The organism is Streptomyces sp. RPT161 (genome assembly GCF_027533845.1).
Lineage (GTDB): Bacteria > Actinomycetota > Actinomycetes > Streptomycetales > Streptomycetaceae > Streptantibioticus_A > Streptantibioticus_A silvisoli_A.
This window is the reverse complement of sequence record NZ_JAPZVN010000011.1, coordinates 170,651-185,528: the sequence shown is the minus strand read 5'-3', so window position 1 is coordinate 185,528 and position 14,878 is coordinate 170,651. Positions and strand designations below refer to the sequence as shown.

Sequence of the window (14,878 nt, the reverse complement as noted above, 5' to 3'; positions counted from 1 at the left end):
CGGCGCGCCTGCGCCATGGAGGTGTGGAGCATGATCCGGCCAACCGCCCGATTTGTCCTTCCGGAGTTCACCGAACGCACCACCCACGGCCTGCGCACGATGGATCCGTACTCCAAGCTGCTCTCCGAGCGGGTGGTCTTCCTCGGCGCGCCCATCGACGACACCTCGGCGAACGATGTGATGGCGCAGCTACTGCACCTGGAACACGCCGCTCCGGAACAGGACATCCAGCTCTACATCAACTCGCCTGGCGGATCGTTCACCGCGATGTCGGCGGTCTACGACACCATGCGGTTCATCACCTGCGACATCCAGACGGTCTGCCTGGGCCAGGCGGGCTCCGCCGCGGCCGTACTCCTGGCGGCGGGCACCGCGGGCAAGCGGCTGGCGCTGCCCAGCTCGCGGGTGTTCCTGGAGCAGCCGGGCATCCCGGAGCCGGTCCGCGGCCAGCCCTCCGACCTGGAGATCCAGGCCGACGAGATCCGTCGGCAACGGGAGCTGACGGAGCGACTGCTCGCCGAGCACACCGGCCAGCGGTTGGAACGGATCCACGACGATCTGGAACGCGTCACGGTCCTGGACGGCCCCGGCGCCGTGGCGTACGGACTGGTGGACCACCTGGCCCGCGACCGCAAGGCCGCCCTGTCGCTCAGGGAGCGGTGACCGCCGGTGCTCCCCGAACTACCGCGACTGCCCGCGCTCACCCGTGCGGAGGGCGCCCTGGTGGACCGCTACCTGGAGACGGTCGACCTGCTGGGCAGGATCAACCCGGCCCGCTGCACCGACACGTACTCCGCGCTGCGCGCCGCCCAGGCCCTGGTGGGCACGGCGAACGGGCTGCGCGAGGCGCTGGAGCTGATGCACGAGCGCGGCGAGCACGAAGTGCACGGCCCGGCCCTGGTGCGGGCGCTACAGGTACTGGACGGCGAACGGCGCTCCCGGCTACCGGCGATCCCCGCCCCACCACTCTGACGGGCTATTCCTGACCGGCATCCCAAAAGGGCCGACAACGGCTTCGTTTCGGCCTCTTCCGGTCGTCGGGGTTCCCGAACGGAGCATCTTCCGGTCGGATTTGATGCGTTTCATGGGTAATGATCCCTGCGACGACAAGCCCCCGCCACAGCGACGGGGCGGTCCGGGCGGACGCCGAGTCCTGCCGCCGCCTGGATGCCGAGTCGACACCACAACGGCAGGAGCGGAGGACCCAAGCAGTGCGGGGTCGTTCCGGAAGGTGACGGCCCCTAGGGGTGAAGCCGCCACGGCGGCCGGGCAACTTCGCCAGCCCGAACCCGACAGGCCATCCTTCGTAGGCGGACGACGAAGGGGTGCCCCATGAGTGCGCCGATAATGCCGTCCGTTCTGCTCTCCCGCGCCGCAGCGACCGTGGCACTGGTCACCGCCGCCCTGGCCGGAACCCTCGTGGCCCCGGGTCTCGCGCAACAGGCGAGCGCCAACCCCGTATCCATCCGGGCCCTGAAGATCGCCGCGTCCAAGCAGGGCTCCCCCTACCGGTGGGGCGCCACAGGCCCATACAGCTTCGACTGCTCGGGACTGACCTCCTACGCCTTCCGCAAGGCGGGCCGCAGACTACCGAGAACCGCGGCTGCCCAGTACTACCGGACCCGCCACGTCTCCGCCAGCGCCCGCCGCCCGGGTGACCTGGTCTTCTTCCACCACGGAGGTTACGTCTACCACGTCGGTGTCTACGCGGGGCACAACAGGATCTGGCACGCCCCCAGGACCGGAACCCGAGTACGCCTGGAAAGGATCTGGACCCGCCACGTCTGGTACGGCCGGGTGCGCTGACCCCGGCTCGGCCCGGGGCCCCGACGGCAGCCACCGTCGCGGCGCCCCGGGCCGAGCCGTACTCCAGGCCCTCAACCGGCCGCAGGAGCAGGAATCCGGTGGAACCGCGGGCCCCAACGCATCGCGCTACGGCATGGGTTCGCACTCCCGATCCCATAACTCGCCCCGCTCGCCTGACAGTACGGGCCAAGGCAGTGCGATCCAGACGGTCTTGCCGCCCTCCGGCCGCGGCGCCACGGACATCCGGCCGCCGGACTCCGCCGTGAGGTAGCGGATAATGGACATCCCCCGTCCATTGTCCTGCTGCACCGCCGCGGGCAGCCGTTGCGGCCAGCGCGGATGGCTGTCACTGACGCCGATCCGCAACCGCTCGTCCCGGTCGAGCAGCAGATCGACGGTGAAGGTCGGCGACTGGCCGAGGGTGTGCTGTACGGCGTTGGTCGCCAACTCCGAGACGATCAGCCGCACCGTGTCGGCGGCGGGCGCGGTGTCCGGCAGCCCCCACTCGCCAAGGACCCCGGTTACGTATCTGCGCGCCACCGTCACCGAGGCTGGATCGCTCGGCAGGGTGACGGATGCTTCCTGGTGATCTGCCATGGCGACGCTGTCCCTCTTCCGCCGGCTCGGACTCCGCTCGCGGACCGTTCGCAGCGGTGCCGACCGTGGATATGTCAGTGGCACGACTACGGACAGTTGCTTTTCTCAGAGTGCGATCCATGCTGCCGTCGACCCGGGTGATCCGCCAAGCACTGCTTTGCTCTGTCCCTCAAAGCAGTGAACTCTGCTGGGTAATAGCGCAGTAGAGGGTTGTGGGCACACTCAGCGGGAGCCGGCGGGAGCAGTGCGGATGATCACCTCGCAGGCTTTCGAGATGTCACTCACCGTCATATCAGCGCGAGCGGAAAGCCGTAGCCGCGAGATCCCGTCCGGCACGGACGGCGGACGGAAGCAGCCGACCGCGACCCCCGCCGACCGGCAGTCGGCGGCCCAGCGCACCGCGGCGTCCGGCCCCGGCGCCCGCACCGACAGCACACAGGCGTCCGGCGCGGCCGAGTCAAGCCCGGCCGAGGTCAACCGGCGGTGCACTTCACGGGCGACGGCACGGGCGCGCGCCGCCCGGCCCGGCTCCCCGCGCAGCAGGCGCAGCGCGGCCAGCGCCCCGGCCGCGGCGGCCGGGGCGAGCCCGGTGTCGAAGATGAACGTCCGCGCGGAGTTGACCAGGTGTTCGATGACCCGCGCCGGGCCGAGCACGGCGCCCCCCTGGCTGCCCAGCGACTTGGAGAGGGTGACCGTGCACACCACGCCGGGCGCGCCGGAAAGTCCCGCCGCGGCCACCGTGCCCCGGCCGCCGTCGCCCAGCACCCCGAGTCCGTGCGCGTCGTCGACCAGCAGTGCCGCGCCCGACTCGGCGCAGAGCGCGGCCAGTTGGGGCAGCGGCGCGGCATCGCCGTCGACCGAGAAGACCGAGTCGGTGATGGCCAGCGCGCAACCCGCGTACCCGTCGAGCGCCTTGCGGAACCCCTCCGGCTCGCGGTGCGGTACGACGACGGTCTCGGCGCGGGCCAGACGGCAGCCGTCGATCAGCGAGGCGTGGTTGGCGGCGTCGGAGACGATCAGCGACCCCGGCGGGGCGAGCGCGGTGACCGCGGCGAGGTTGGCGGCGTATCCGGTGGCGAAGACCAGGGCCGCCTCGAAACCGCAGAACGCGGCGAGCTCCGCCTCCAGTTCGGCATGCAGCTCGGTGGTTCCGGTGACCAGCCGCGACCCGGTCGAGCCCGCGCCCCACCGCACCGCGGCCCGCGCCGCGGCATCCGTGACCTCGGGGTGCCTGGCCAGCCCCAGATAGTCGTTGCTGGCCAGGTCGAGCAGCTCCGAGTCGGCGGGCCGGGGGCGCAGCGTACGGACCAGCCCGGCGCGCCGGCGCGCCTCGGCGCGGGCGTCGATCCAGTCGAACGGGTCACGGGTCATGTTCGTCCAGTCGTCCAAATGCTCGGGCGGGCGTAGGGGGTCACACCGGGTTTGCCTGCAACCTAACGGGCGTACGGCGCGGATCGGGGTGTGGCGATACACACATGTTGTTCGGTTGGTGTTGTGTGGTTCGCCATTGGCCCTTGGTGGCTTACTGGGCCAGGATCATCGCCATGGACCTGCTGAACACGCTGGTGGACAAGGGGCTGCGGCGAGAACTGCCGACCCGCGAGGAAGCGCTGGCCGTACTGGCCACCTCCGACGATGAACTGCTCGACGTGGTGGCCGCGGCCGGAAAGGTCCGCCGCCACTGGTTCGGACGCCGGGTGAAGCTCAACTACCTGGTCAACCTGAAGTCCGGGCTGTGTCCCGAGGACTGCTCGTACTGCTCCCAGCGGCTCGGCTCCAAGGCCGAGATCCTGAAGTACACCTGGCTGAAGCCGGACGAGGCGGCGGACGCGGCGGGCGCCGGGATCGCCGGCGGCGCCAAGCGGGTCTGCCTGGTGGCCAGCGGACGCGGCCCGACCGACCGGGACGTGGAGCGGGTCTCCAGGACCATCGAGGCCATCAAGGGCGAGCACGAGGGCGTGGAGGTGTGCGCCTGCCTCGGTCTGCTGTCCGAGGGCCAGGCCGAGCGGCTGCGGGCGGCCGGAGCGGACGCCTACAACCACAACCTCAACACCTCCGAGGCGACGTACGGCGACATCTGCACCACGCACGACTTCTCCGACCGGGTGGACACCGTCCGCCAGGCGCAGGCGGCGGGCCTGTCGGCGTGCTCCGGACTGATCGCCGGAATGGGCGAATCGGACACCGATCTGGTGGACGTGGTCTTCGCCCTGCGCGAAATGGACCCGGACTCGGTGCCGGTGAACTTCCTCATCCCGTTCGAGGGCACTCCGCTGGCGGAGAAGTGGTCGCTGACCCCGCAGCGCTGCCTGCGCATCCTGGCGATGGCCCGATTCGTCTGCCCGGACGTGGAGGTACGGCTGGCGGGCGGCCGGGAGATCCATCTGCGCACGCTCCAGCCGCTGGCGCTGCACCTGGTCAACTCCATCTTCCTGGGTGACTACCTGACCAGTGAGGGCCAGGCGGGCCAGGCCGACCTGGAGATGATCGCGGACGCGGGCTTCGAAGTGGAGGGCTCGGAGACCACCACGCTGCCCGAGCACCGGCGCGGCGCCTCGGTCTGCGGCCCGCACGACGGCTGCGGTCCGCACGAGAGCGCCTGCGGGCCGTGCGGTGCGGAACCCGAGCCGGAGCCGGTGGCGGCGCCCGCAGCGGCCCGTACCGACCTTGTCGCGGTGCGCCGCCGTGGCGCGGGCACGGACCTGCCGCCCAATGCCTGAGCCGCTCGCCGTACGCTCACTGCTGGACCTCGACCGGGAACACGTATGGCACCCGTACGGGCCGATGCCCGGCCGTGCGGAACCGCTCCTGGTCGAGTCGGCCAGCGGGGTACGGCTACGGGTCAGCGATCCGGCGGGCGGCACCTTCGAACTGGTGGACGGGATGTCCTCGTGGTGGTCGGCCGTCCACGGCTACAACCACCCGGTACTCAACGAGGCGGTGCGCAGCCAACTGGACCGGATGAGCCATGTGATGTTCGGCGGGCTCACCCATGAGCCCGCCGTCCGGCTGGCCGCCCGGCTGGTGGAGATCACCCCGGAGCCGCTGCGCCATGTCTTCCTCGCCGACTCCGGCTCGGTGTCGGTCGAGGTCGCGGTCAAGATGTGCCTGCAGTACTGGCGGTCACGCGGACGGCCGGACAAGCGGCGGCTGTTGACCTGGCGCGGCGGGTACCACGGCGACACCTGGCAGCCGATGTCGGTGTGCGATCCGGACGGCGGCATGCACCACCTGTGGTCCGGTGTGCTGTCCCGGCAGGTCTTCGCCGACCCGCCACCGGGCGGCTTCGACGACCCGGCGGACCCGCGGTACGCCGCGCACCTGCGGGAGTTGGTCGCGCGGCACGCCGACGAGCTGGCCGCGGTGATCGTCGAACCGGTCGTGCAGGGGGCGGGCGGGATGCGCTTCCACTCCCCCGACTACCTGCGGGTGCTGCGCGAGTTGTGCGACGAGCACGACGTGCTGCTGGTGCTGGACGAGATCGCCACCGGCTTCGGGCGCACCGGCGCGTTGTTCGCGGCCGACCACGCGGGGATCGCACCCGATGTGATGTGCCTGGGCAAGGCGTTGACCGGTGGCTATCTGACGATGGCCGCGACGCTGTGCACCTCGCGGGTCGCCGAGGGGATCTCGCGGGGCAAGGTGCCGGTACTCGCGCACGGCCCCACGTTCATGGGCAATCCGCTGGCGGCGGCCGTCGCAGGCGCCTCGATCGACCTGCTCCTCGGCCAGGACTGGGCGCTGGAGGTCAAGCGGATCGAGGCGGGTCTGCGCGAGGGCCTGGCGGACGCCTCGGCGATCGCGGGAGTACGGGACGTACGCGTGCTCGGCGCGATCGGTGTGGTGCAGCTCGACCACGAGGTGGACATCGCGGCGGCGACCCGGGCCGCGGTCGGCAGCGGCGTATGGTTGCGGCCGTTCCGCGATCTGGTGTACACGATGCCGCCGTACGTCACCGGGGACGAGGACGTGGCACGGATCTGCGCGGCGGTACTGGCCGCGGCGCGGGAGGGTTGAGGAAGCGATATGGGTACGGTGATCGTCGTCACGGGGACGGGCACGGAGATCGGCAAGACGGTGGTGACCGCGGCCGTGGCCGCCACCGCCGTGGCGCTCGGCCGCACCGTCGCCGTGCTGAAACCGGCCCAGACCGGTGTGGCGGCGCACGAGGCCGGCGATGTCGCCGAGGTGGCGCGGCTGGCCGGTGAGGTGACGACCGCCGAACTCGCCCGCTACCCCGAGCCGTTGGCGCCGGGCACCGCGGCCCGGCGCGCCGGGCTGCCCACGGTGGATCCCGAGCAGATCGCGGACGCGGCGCGCAAGTTGGCCATCGACCACGACCTGGTACTGGTGGAGGGCGCGGGCGGGCTGCTGGTGCGCTTCGACGATCGGGGCACGACGCTGGCGCACGCCGCCGAACTGCTGGGCGCCGGGGTGCTCTTGGTCGCGGCGGCGGGCCTCGGCACGCTGAACACGACCGAGCTGACCGCGCGGGAACTGCGCCACCGGGGGCTGGACTGCCTCGGTGTGGTGGTGGGCAGTTGGCCTCGGGAGCCGGATCTGGCCGCCCGGTGCAATCTGGCCGATCTGCCCCGGGTGGCGGACGTCCCGCTGCTGGGTGCGGTGCCGCAGGGGGCCGGAGCCCTGCCGCCCGCCGACTTCCGCCGGTCGGCGGCGGGTTGGCTGGCGCCCGCCCTCGGCGGTTACTGGGATGCGAACGCGTTCCGCGCTCGCGTGGAGGCCTGACCGGCGGCACACTGGATGGCGTCGGCCCCGCGCGAGGAGAGGCAACGCCATGAGCGCACTGACGCGGGCTCCGCGGGAGGCGGTACACCACCCGGTCTTCGCCCGGTTCTACGTCCGTTGGGCGGCGGTCGCCGAAGAGCGGCTGGAGTTGGCACGGCACCGCCGAGAGCTGTTGGCCGGGCTCTCCGGCCGGGTCATCGAGATCGGCGCCGGGTCGGGGGCGAACTTCCGGCACTATCCGGCGGCGGTCTGCGAGGTGGTGGCGACCGAGCCGGAGCGGCTGCTGCGGCGCGCGGCGGCCGACGCGGCATCGCGGGTGGAGGTGCCGGTGGATGTCGTCCCCGCCGCGGCGGAGGCGCTGCCGGTCAAGAGCGAGGCGTTCGACGCGGCGGTGGCCTGCCTGGTGCTGTGCTCGGTACGTGATCAGCGGCGTGCGCTGGCGGAGTTGAGACGGGTGGTGAGACCGGGCGGCGAGCTGCGGCTGCTGGAGCATGTACGGTCCACCGGCCGGGGCATGGCGGCCGCCCAGTGGGCGGTGGACCACACGTTCTGGCCGCTGCTGTTCGGCGGCTGCCACACGGGCCGCGACACGCTGGCGCAGGTGACGGCCGCGGGCTTCGAACTCGGCACGGTACGTCGCCTCAAGGTGCCGGATGGCCCAATTCCGTTCCCCAGCACGCCACATGTCCTGTGCGTGGCGCGCCGCGCCTGAGTCAGTGCTCCGAGCCCCCGGTCCAGCCCCGCAGTTCGTCGGTGATGCGCTCCAGGTCCGCCGTACCGTCCTTCACCAGCCGTGCCAGATCACGTACCTGCTCCGGCGAGGTGACCACTTTCATGCCGCAGGCGACCAGGTACGCGTAGGCGACGGCGCAGGCGAACATCACGTTGGACCGCTCCAGGGCGGGCACGTGCACCAGCAACTGGAGCAGCGCGGCGGCGCGTTGCCGTGGGTCGGGGTAGACGGGCGTGCCGAATATCTCCGCCTGGTGGCGGGCGACCGCGGCCAGCAGCGATCCCCAGTCGGTGACCTGTGGATCACCGGGGGTGTTGCGTTCGGCGACCATCAACAGCCAGGCAAGGTCGATGCGCAGGGTCACGCCGGCGTGCGCCCCGAGCCGGAGCCGCCGTTCGACTCGTCGTCCACGGGCAGGGCGTTGGCCCGGCTCCCTTCGCGATCCCGCCCGAACTCCTCGGCGAACACTGCTTCGTACTGCTTCATGAAGTCGGCGGCGGCCTCCACGAAGGCCCGGCCGTTCTCCGCCTGGTCGGCGCGGACCAGTTCCTCGATGTAGCGGTTGACGCTGATGCCGCGCTGCGAGGCGCGGGTCTTGGCGGTCTCCGCGGTGGTCTCGTCGACCCGCACGTTCAGCTGCGTCTTGGCCATAATCCAAAGCTAGCGCTCATCCGCTAGCATCGGCAAGACTCGCCATGTCGACCAGCAGCCGCGTGTACGGATCGTCACGGCCGCGTATCACCCGCGGTACCGCCATGAGGACGGCGGAAACCTGGCACCAGCGCCGCACCCGGTCCGCGGCGAGCCCCGGGACCAGATCCGCGAGCCGCAGCGTTCGCTCCTCGACCACGCCCGGCGTGGTGGCACCGGACAGCGCCCAGTCGACGGCGTCGAAGTCGGGATCGCCGACCGCCGGGCGCGGATCGATCGCCACCAGAGCGCGCCCCGCTCCGGCGTCCAGGACGTTGCCCGGGTGCAGATCACCGTGCACGACGGCGTTCGGGCCGCCGTCCGCCAGCCGGAGGGCGGCGCGTCGGCAGCGCTCGACCAGCCCGCGACCGACGGCGGGCTCCGACGGTGCGGCGGCCAGCCGTCTGAGGGTGAGGTCGAAGAGGAACTCGACCCGCTCCGCGAGCGTGGGCAGAGCGCTGTCCGGACCGGGACGGTACCCGCGGATCGCCGTCAACAGCCCCGCCACCTCGGCCAGTCGGAAATCCGCCGCCGCCCGCAGCGTCGGCGCGGGACGGCCGTCGGGACACTCGACCGCCGCGAGCAGCAGGGCGCCCTCGTCCGGTGCCGCCGCGAGCAGCCGTGGCGTACGGCCCCCGTCCTGCCAGAGCCGCAGCGCCTCCGCCTCCTGCACGGCGACCGTCGGATCCGGGGTGAGCTTGAGGTACGCCCGGCTGCCGTCCGGCCGGGCGCAGACGATCACGCGCGAGGTGCCGCCGCCCATCTGCTGGACGGGCCGCAGCGTCCAGCGCTCCGCCAGCGCCGTCACCCGCGCGGGCAGCCCGTCGCACCAGGCTTCGGCCCCCGCCCCGAACCGCACCGCCAACCCCTCACGCGCCGCCCGCGGCACCACGATGTCCATGGGTCCCCCTCCTCGGATCGCCACTGCCCCACCTGTGTACCGCAGGGCACTGACAAGAGCCGCCGGAGGGCGAGTTGGCACCGGTCGCGGGGCGACTCGCCTTGCCCCAACCGCTCCTGGCCCTCGCTGCCGAATCGACGCGGCACCGCCGCCCTGGCCACGCTCGCGGCCGACCAACTGCCCACTCCACGGACGGCCTCGCCCACGAAACACGCCGCTTCCTCCACCGACTTCAATGTCAACCGCACATCAACCGCGGCTACTTCCGCGGCCCACACGTCCGCTACACCGTCGAATAGAACCCTTTGAGTTTCTGATCAATTTGACGGCGTTGACAAGTGGCATGCGGGGCGGGAGCCTATTGAGCGCCTGAGCACACCTGCTTTCTTCCAAAGTAGCCGCCCCGACCTCAACAGAGGACACATGTCCCGCACTCGTAGACGATTACTCGCTACCCTGCTTGGCGCCGTTCTGTGCCTCTTCGCCGCGGCCCCCATGGCCAGTGCCACCACGGGAGACCTCGGTGGCATGGAACTCAATGAGTACTGCCAGGCGATGCACTACCAGGGCGCCGAGACGATCGACAATGGCAATTCCAACCCCTGGGTCTGTTACTACGGCAACGGCGCGTACTGGACGCCGCTGAACCTGTTCGCCGCCTGCGACTGGCAGTTCAGCGACCTGGTGCGAGTCGGCTTCAACGTCCGGTACGTGGGTAACGGGCGCTGTTGGGCGATCAACGCGATCGACTATTCATCCCCCAGCGACATGCCGCTGGGCGGCTACTGCAAGGCCCTCGGGTACAACACCCCGGCCCTCGACGTACACAATGTCGCGGGATGGCGATGCGTCGGATACAACGGTGTCCACTACGCCATCGACTTGCACGCCGCCTGCCGCTGGCTCAACCCGACGCTCGTCACCCAGGGATACAGCCTGGTCTCCTACTTCAACAGCTACGGCGACGTATTCGGAATCCGCTGTCTGGCAATGAAACACAGCTGAGATCGGCAGCCACCTGCCCCCACGAGGGCTTCGGAGAGATATACAAGTGCACAACTGGAAGCCGTCCAGCCGCAGAAGCAGCCGGTGAAGGCCGGCTCCCGCATGAAGGCAAAGAGGGTCTGCACACCGGTCTGCACCACACGGAGTTCCTGAAGGAACTGCACCAGATGGCGGTCGGCTCGCACGCCCGCGCCCGCCGCACCGGCGAGCAGTCGCCGCCCCCTTGACGTGCAGCGCATATCGCCCTGGAAGAGTTCGGACTATTACTTGGCCTCCAGGCAGCCAAGGCGGGTGGGTTCGGCGGAGGGTGACCTCGCTCCCACCCGTGCGTTGAACCGCGCGTGGTGCGGTCACGTCCCTCCGCCGCCCCGCGCTGCCCCGGCCGGCAGTCTCGACACCCGATCGGCCACGAGCCTGCCGGACCGGCTGGCCATGGCTGGGCTCCGTCCGGCCCGCGCAGCCGCCTGCCGACCTGGGTGGACACCACGGCCGGCATCGGCGTTCCCTGGAGGTACTGGCGCACTACAGAACGCCGAGGGGGCGCCCGTGTCCGACACGTTTCACGTCAAGGTCCAAGCCACGACGACACAGAGGCCGTTTGGCGGTTTGGCGCGGGCCAACAGCCGGGCGGTGACCCGGAGTTCGTCGAGACCGTTTCTGATAGTCCCGAAGCCCTGACCGCCGAGGCTAATGCTCCAGTGAACAGTGCCCTGAACTGTCCGTTCCCGGGGAGTCGTAGCTGCGGGCGTTCTTGGTGGCACTCGCGCCAACAGGACAACTGGTGAAGTCAGCAGGGACCCTCCACAACTGCGCGTAGCCCTGGCGGCGGGGTCGGTGAAGATCGCCACGCACTCCACGTGATGGGTCATCGGAAACAGCACGGGGGCGCGCGGCCAGACGCCCGGTCATCACCACCTGCACCCGTGAAGCACGAGATTCGACCAACGGGCTCGCCGCTTGTGCGACTCCGGGAACGAAGCCCCCTCCCCGGCCCCTTGGCGTGGAAACCCGTTCGCCGGACGCTCTGACAGTCTGCTTGGCTCGATCCCATGAACGATCTCCGCATCCGCCACGCCACCATCTCGGACATCGACACCGTCCTGCGGTTCTGGCGCGAAGCCGCAGAAGGAACGAGCATCAGCGACGACCACGACGGAGTGGCACGCCTTGTTACACGAGACCCCGAAGCCCTGCTTCTGGCAGAGCAGGACGGCACCCTCACGGGAACCGTCATAGCCGGCTTCGATGGATGGCGGTGCTCCGCCTACCGACTCGCCGTACACCCGGACTTCCGCCGCCAAGGCATCGCCACCGCCCTACTACAAGCAGCGGAACAACGATTCGCCACCCTGGGTGGCCGACGCGTCGACGCCATGGTCCTGGAGGCCAACGAGCGGGCACACCACACGTGGACCGCGACCGGCTACCAGCGCGAGGACCACTGGCGACGCTGGGTCAAGCCACTGTAGGCACGGGCACGCGGTTGTGAGGGGCGAAGATTCGACGGCTGGCGATGCCATCTGTACCGCATAGCCGTACATCCGGACGCCCGGCGCCAGGGCGTCGTCAGCGCGCTGCTCGACGCGGCGGAGTGCCGCTTCACCGCACTCGGCGGGCGGCGCGGGGACACCATGGTGCTGGACCGCAACGAGCGCGAACGAGCGCAGGCAGCACGCCTGGCGGGCCACGGGATACGTGCCGGAGCCCCAGAGGAGTCGCTGAACCCAGCCGCTCACCCCATAACCCCGCTTTGCCCTCCCTTTACCATGAAGGTCCGCACGCCGCTGGAGCGCCCGAGCTCGCCGCGGCCCGACCGAAAGGTGTGAACGCCCCCCATGGGCGAGCCCCGCCGCCGTCGCATTGAGTTTCCCTCGCATGGTCAACACCGCGCGTTCCGCGCGGCACGGACCGATCATGGAACGGAGGTGTCGCGATGACCGAAGTGCTCCTGCTGTTCCTGGCCCTGGCCCTGGTGCTGGCCTGCGGCGTCTTCGTGGCCGCCGAGTTCTCACTCACCACGGTCGATCGCGCGGAGTTGGACCGGGCGGTGGAACGGGGTGAGCGCGGCGCCGAGAGCGCTCGCAAGGCCGCCCGCGCCTTGACGTTCCAGCTGTCCGGCGCGCAGCTCGGGATCACGGTCACCGGGCTGGTCATCGGCATGATCGCGGAGCCGTCCGTCGCCCGGCTGCTGGCCGGGCCGCTGCGGTCGACGGGCCTCGGCGGCGCGGCCGACACGGTGGCCCTCGTGCTGGGCACCGCGCTGTCCACCGTCGTCCTGATGGTGGTGGGCGAGCTGATCCCCAAGAACTGGGCGATCTCCCGTCCGCTCCAGGTGGCCAAGGCCGTCGCCACACCGCAGCGCGCCTTCAGCGCCACCTTCCGCCCGCTGATCCGGCACCTGAACAGCACGGCCAACCGCGTACTGCGGCGCTTCGGCATCGAACCGGCGGAGGAACTGGTCTCCACCCGCAGTCGCCAGGAACTCGAGGCGCTCGCCAAGCACTCCGCCAAACAGGGCGCCCTGGAGGCGGACACCGCCGAACTGTTCGTCCGCACTCTGGGCCTGTCGGACCTGACCGCGGAGAACGTCATGACGCCCCGGGTACAGGTGACCGCGCTCGACGCCCGCGCCACCGCTGCGGATGTCGCCAACGCCACCCGTGCCACCGGACTGTCCCGCTTCCCGGTCTACCGGGACAGCCTGGACTCCGTGGTGGGCGTGGTGCACATCAAGGACGCGCTGGCGGTCCCGGCCGAACAGCGCCATCTGCACCCGGTGACCGCGCTGATGAAGGAGCCGCTGCTGGTCCCCGAGTCGCTGCCGGTCGACCGGCTGCTGGACCGGCTCTCCGGCGAGGACACCATGGCCGTGGTCATCGACGAGTACGGCGGCACCGCGGGCGTCGTGACCCTGGAGGACATCGTCGAGGAGGTGGTGGGCGAGGTCCGCGACGAACACGATCCGCACGAGACCCCCGACCTGGCTCTGGTCGGTGCGGATCCCTCAGGCCACCCGCTGTACGACGCCGACGGCGCCACCCGCATCGACCAGTTGCAGCAGATCGGGCTCAACGCGCCGGAAGGCCCGTACGAGACCCTGGCGGGCCTGGTCGCCCATCGGCTCGGTCGGATCCCGCGCGCGGGCGACACCGTCGAGGAGTCGGGCTGGCTGCTGGAGGTCACCGAGGCGGCCGGACACCGCGCCGCCCGGTTGCGGCTGACGGCGCCTCCGGCCGACACCGACGAGGGCACCGGCGAGAGCGGGGAGGCCACGCGATGACCGCGCTCCAACTGCTGCTCGGCGCGCTGACGTTGGTGGCGAACGCGTTCTTCGTCGGCGCCGAGTTCGCACTGGTCTCGGTGCGCCGCAGCCAGATCGAGCCGCTCGCCGAGAGCGGCAACCGCCGTGCGCGCGGCGTGCTGTGGGGCCTTGAGCATGTCTCCGCGCTGATGGCGACGGCCCAACTCGGCATCACCGTCTGCACCCTGGTGCTGGGCGCGGTCGCCGAACCAGCCTTCGCCCACCTGCTGGAGCCCGTCTTCCACGCGGCGCACGTGTCGACGACTCTGGTGCACCCCGTCTCGTTCGTGATCGCGCTGGCCGCCGCGACATATCTGCACATGCTCCTCGGTGAGATGGTGCCGAAGAACGTCGCGCTCGCCGACCCGGCCCGCGCGGCACTCGCCCTGGGTCCGCCGCTGGTCGCCCTCACCCACGCGCTGCGCCCGGTGGTCCTCGGCGTCAACGCCCTGGCCAACGCCGGGCTGCGGCTGCTGCGGGTGGAGCCTAGGAACGAGGTGGCGGCGGCCTTCTCCGACGCGGAACTGGCGCGCATGGTCACCGACGCCGGTCAGGCCGGGTTGCTGGACCAGCGCGCGGCCGAGCGGCTCCAGGACGCCCTGGAACTGGGACGCCGGCCGGTGGGAGAGGTGGTGCTTCCGGCCGAGCGCGTGGTCCACGCGCCGCCGCGCACCACCCCGGAGGACCTGGAGCGGCTCGCCGCCTCGACCGGTTTCTCCCGCTTCCCGGTCGCGGACGACTCCGGCCGGGTGCTCGGCTATCTGCACGTCAAGGACGCGCTGGACGCCGAGCCCCGGGACGCCCCGTTCCCGGTGTCCGCGCTGCGCCCGATCACCCGGGTGCGGGCCAACACGCCGTTGGACGACGCGCTGACAGCGATGCGCGCCCGCCGGGCGCATCTGGCGGCGGTGGTGGACGACGCCGGGCGCACCGTCGGCCTGGTGACCATGGAGGACGTGCTGCGGGAACTGGTCGGACAGGCGCCGCACGGTCTTCAGACCGCGCCGGAGGCGTAGCGCTGGGTGGGGGCATGGCGGCGGGGCGAACGGGCCCGCGCGCCCGGCGGGGCGGCGGGACTGGCTGGTCGCGGATCTCCACC

Annotated in this window: 17 protein-coding genes, 1 pseudogene and 1 riboswitch; of the genes and pseudogenes, 12 read left to right on the top strand and 6 right to left on the bottom strand. The window is 71.1% G+C overall.

Features of this window, described 5'->3' with window-relative positions; all coding sequences use genetic code 11:
- Positions 1 to 30: 30 nt before the first annotated feature.
- From O5O46_RS22290 to O5O46_RS22280, 3 genes are all read left to right on the top strand, one after another.
- Complete coding sequence (locus O5O46_RS22290; protein ID WP_269857299.1) at positions 31 to 663, top strand: ATP-dependent Clp protease proteolytic subunit; 633 nt, start codon at positions 31 to 33, stop codon at positions 661 to 663.
- A 6-nt stretch (positions 664 to 669) separates the two neighbouring features.
- The gene (locus O5O46_RS22285) at positions 670 to 972 is read left to right on the top strand and encodes a hypothetical protein (protein ID WP_269857298.1); all 303 of its coding nucleotides are present in this window, start codon (positions 670 to 672) and stop codon (positions 970 to 972) included.
- Between the two features lie 186 nt (positions 973 to 1,158).
- A riboswitch (cyclic di-AMP (ydaO/yuaA leader) is annotated at positions 1,159 to 1,328 on the top strand.
- A gap of 4 nt (positions 1,329 to 1,332) precedes the next feature.
- A complete protein-coding gene (locus O5O46_RS22280) occupies positions 1,333 to 1,806 on the top strand; it encodes a C40 family peptidase (RefSeq protein ID WP_269857297.1) in 474 nt (157 codons plus the stop codon).
- Between the two features lie 126 nt (positions 1,807 to 1,932).
- Here O5O46_RS22280 and O5O46_RS22275 read toward each other — a convergent pair whose 3' ends face one another.
- Both O5O46_RS22275 and O5O46_RS22270 read right to left on the bottom strand, forming a co-directional pair.
- Entirely contained in the window at positions 1,933 to 2,403 is a 471-nt protein-coding gene (locus O5O46_RS22275; RefSeq protein WP_269857296.1) for an ATP-binding protein, read from the bottom strand.
- 222 nt (positions 2,404 to 2,625) lie between these two features.
- Positions 2,626 to 3,774 (bottom strand): 8-amino-7-oxononanoate synthase, encoded by a 1,149-nt coding sequence (locus tag O5O46_RS22270; protein ID WP_269857295.1) that lies wholly within the window; start codon positions 3,772 to 3,774, stop codon positions 2,626 to 2,628.
- 173 nt (positions 3,775 to 3,947) lie between these two features.
- Between O5O46_RS22270 and bioB the strand changes: the two genes are divergently transcribed.
- The 4 genes from bioB to O5O46_RS22250 are packed head-to-tail and all read left to right on the top strand — an operon-like array spanning position 3,948 to position 7,861.
- The gene (bioB, locus tag O5O46_RS22265; RefSeq protein ID WP_269857294.1) at positions 3,948 to 5,123 is read left to right on the top strand and encodes a biotin synthase BioB; all 1,176 of its coding nucleotides are present in this window, start codon (positions 3,948 to 3,950) and stop codon (positions 5,121 to 5,123) included.
- Positions 5,116 to 6,420: an adenosylmethionine--8-amino-7-oxononanoate transaminase gene (locus O5O46_RS22260; RefSeq protein ID WP_269857293.1), complete on the top strand. Its 1,305-nt coding sequence runs from the start codon at positions 5,116 to 5,118 to the stop codon at positions 6,418 to 6,420. Before bioB ends, O5O46_RS22260 begins: the two co-directional genes overlap by 8 nt.
- Before the next feature lie 9 nt (positions 6,421 to 6,429).
- Positions 6,430 to 7,149 (top strand): dethiobiotin synthase, encoded by a 720-nt coding sequence (gene bioD, locus O5O46_RS22255; protein ID WP_269857292.1) that lies wholly within the window; start codon positions 6,430 to 6,432, stop codon positions 7,147 to 7,149.
- A gap of 49 nt (positions 7,150 to 7,198) precedes the next feature.
- Positions 7,199 to 7,861, top strand: coding sequence for a class I SAM-dependent methyltransferase (locus O5O46_RS22250; protein WP_269857291.1), 663 nt, complete (start codon positions 7,199 to 7,201; stop codon positions 7,859 to 7,861).
- A 1-nt stretch (position 7,862) separates the two neighbouring features.
- On the opposite strand, the gene O5O46_RS22245 is transcribed toward O5O46_RS22250, so the two are convergent.
- Genes O5O46_RS22245 through O5O46_RS22235 form a run of 3 tightly spaced genes read right to left on the bottom strand, consistent with a single transcriptional unit; the run spans position 7,863 to position 9,473 of the window.
- Positions 7,863 to 8,246 (bottom strand): fic family toxin-antitoxin system, toxin component, encoded by a 384-nt coding sequence (locus O5O46_RS22245; RefSeq protein ID WP_269857290.1) that lies wholly within the window; start codon positions 8,244 to 8,246, stop codon positions 7,863 to 7,865.
- Positions 8,243 to 8,533, bottom strand: coding sequence for a hypothetical protein (locus O5O46_RS22240; RefSeq protein ID WP_269857289.1), 291 nt, complete (start codon positions 8,531 to 8,533; stop codon positions 8,243 to 8,245). Before O5O46_RS22240 ends, O5O46_RS22245 begins: the two co-directional genes overlap by 4 nt.
- Before the next feature lie 16 nt (positions 8,534 to 8,549).
- On the bottom strand, positions 8,550 to 9,473 hold the full coding sequence (locus tag O5O46_RS22235; RefSeq protein ID WP_269857288.1) for an aminoglycoside phosphotransferase family protein: 924 nt from the start codon (positions 9,471 to 9,473) through the stop codon (positions 8,550 to 8,552).
- A gap of 528 nt (positions 9,474 to 10,001) precedes the next feature.
- Between O5O46_RS22235 and O5O46_RS22230 the strand changes: the two genes are divergently transcribed.
- Positions 10,002 to 10,478 carry a hypothetical protein gene (locus O5O46_RS22230; protein ID WP_269857287.1) on the top strand — a complete coding sequence of 159 codons (477 nt, stop codon included), beginning with the start codon at positions 10,002 to 10,004 and terminating at the stop codon, positions 10,476 to 10,478.
- On the opposite strand, the gene O5O46_RS35630 is transcribed toward O5O46_RS22230, so the two are convergent.
- Positions 10,430 to 10,717: a DUF6328 family protein gene (locus tag O5O46_RS35630; RefSeq protein WP_443072594.1), complete on the bottom strand. Its 288-nt coding sequence runs from the start codon at positions 10,715 to 10,717 to the stop codon at positions 10,430 to 10,432. The two genes, O5O46_RS22230 and O5O46_RS35630, sit on opposite strands and share 49 nt — an antisense overlap.
- Positions 10,718 to 11,527: 810 nt before the next feature.
- On the opposite strand from O5O46_RS35630, the gene O5O46_RS22220 reads away from it, so the two are divergent.
- The 4 genes and pseudogenes from O5O46_RS22220 (at position 11,528) to O5O46_RS22205 (ending at position 14,795) form a co-directional block, all read left to right on the top strand.
- Complete coding sequence (locus O5O46_RS22220) at positions 11,528 to 11,947, top strand: GNAT family N-acetyltransferase (protein WP_269857286.1); 420 nt, start codon at positions 11,528 to 11,530, stop codon at positions 11,945 to 11,947.
- Positions 11,948 to 11,977: 30 nt separating this feature from the next.
- Positions 11,978 to 12,200: pseudogene (locus O5O46_RS22215) on the top strand (GNAT family N-acetyltransferase); the annotation flags it as partial.
- Positions 12,201 to 12,411: 211 nt separating this feature from the next.
- The gene (locus O5O46_RS22210; RefSeq protein WP_269857285.1) at positions 12,412 to 13,758 is read left to right on the top strand and encodes a hemolysin family protein; all 1,347 of its coding nucleotides are present in this window, start codon (positions 12,412 to 12,414) and stop codon (positions 13,756 to 13,758) included.
- On the top strand, positions 13,755 to 14,795 hold the full coding sequence (locus tag O5O46_RS22205; RefSeq protein WP_269857284.1) for a hemolysin family protein: 1,041 nt from the start codon (positions 13,755 to 13,757) through the stop codon (positions 14,793 to 14,795). Before O5O46_RS22210 ends, O5O46_RS22205 begins: the two co-directional genes overlap by 4 nt.
- The last annotated feature ends 83 nt before the right edge of the window (positions 14,796 to 14,878 follow it).

What these genes read in the sequence shown, in the direction of transcription:
- O5O46_RS22280 (WP_269857297.1), top strand. Translation starts at nt 1,333, where the DNA reads ATGAGTGCGCCGATAATGCCGTCCGTTCTGCTCTCCCGCGCCGCAGCG.
- O5O46_RS35630 (WP_443072594.1), bottom strand. Translation starts at nt 10,717, where the DNA reads ATGCGCTGCACGTCAAGGGGGCGGCGACTGCTCGCCGGTGCGGCGGGC.
- bioD (WP_269857292.1), top strand. Translation starts at nt 6,430, where the DNA reads ATGGGTACGGTGATCGTCGTCACGGGGACGGGCACGGAGATCGGCAAG.
- O5O46_RS22260 (WP_269857293.1), top strand. Translation starts at nt 5,116, where the DNA reads ATGCCTGAGCCGCTCGCCGTACGCTCACTGCTGGACCTCGACCGGGAA.
- O5O46_RS22250 (WP_269857291.1), top strand. Translation starts at nt 7,199, where the DNA reads ATGAGCGCACTGACGCGGGCTCCGCGGGAGGCGGTACACCACCCGGTC.
- O5O46_RS22230 (WP_269857287.1), top strand. Translation starts at nt 10,002, where the DNA reads ATGGAACTCAATGAGTACTGCCAGGCGATGCACTACCAGGGCGCCGAG.
- O5O46_RS22290 (WP_269857299.1), top strand. Translation starts at nt 31, where the DNA reads ATGATCCGGCCAACCGCCCGATTTGTCCTTCCGGAGTTCACCGAACGC.
- O5O46_RS22235 (WP_269857288.1), bottom strand. Translation starts at nt 9,473, where the DNA reads ATGGACATCGTGGTGCCGCGGGCGGCGCGTGAGGGGTTGGCGGTGCGG.
- O5O46_RS22205 (WP_269857284.1), top strand. Translation starts at nt 13,755, where the DNA reads ATGACCGCGCTCCAACTGCTGCTCGGCGCGCTGACGTTGGTGGCGAAC.
- O5O46_RS22210 (WP_269857285.1), top strand. Translation starts at nt 12,412, where the DNA reads ATGACCGAAGTGCTCCTGCTGTTCCTGGCCCTGGCCCTGGTGCTGGCC.
- bioB (WP_269857294.1), top strand. Translation starts at nt 3,948, where the DNA reads ATGGACCTGCTGAACACGCTGGTGGACAAGGGGCTGCGGCGAGAACTG.
- O5O46_RS22275 (WP_269857296.1), bottom strand. Translation starts at nt 2,403, where the DNA reads ATGGCAGATCACCAGGAAGCATCCGTCACCCTGCCGAGCGATCCAGCC.
- O5O46_RS22270 (WP_269857295.1), bottom strand. Translation starts at nt 3,774, where the DNA reads ATGACCCGTGACCCGTTCGACTGGATCGACGCCCGCGCCGAGGCGCGC.
- O5O46_RS22240 (WP_269857289.1), bottom strand. Translation starts at nt 8,533, where the DNA reads ATGGCCAAGACGCAGCTGAACGTGCGGGTCGACGAGACCACCGCGGAG.
- O5O46_RS22220 (WP_269857286.1), top strand. Translation starts at nt 11,528, where the DNA reads ATGAACGATCTCCGCATCCGCCACGCCACCATCTCGGACATCGACACC.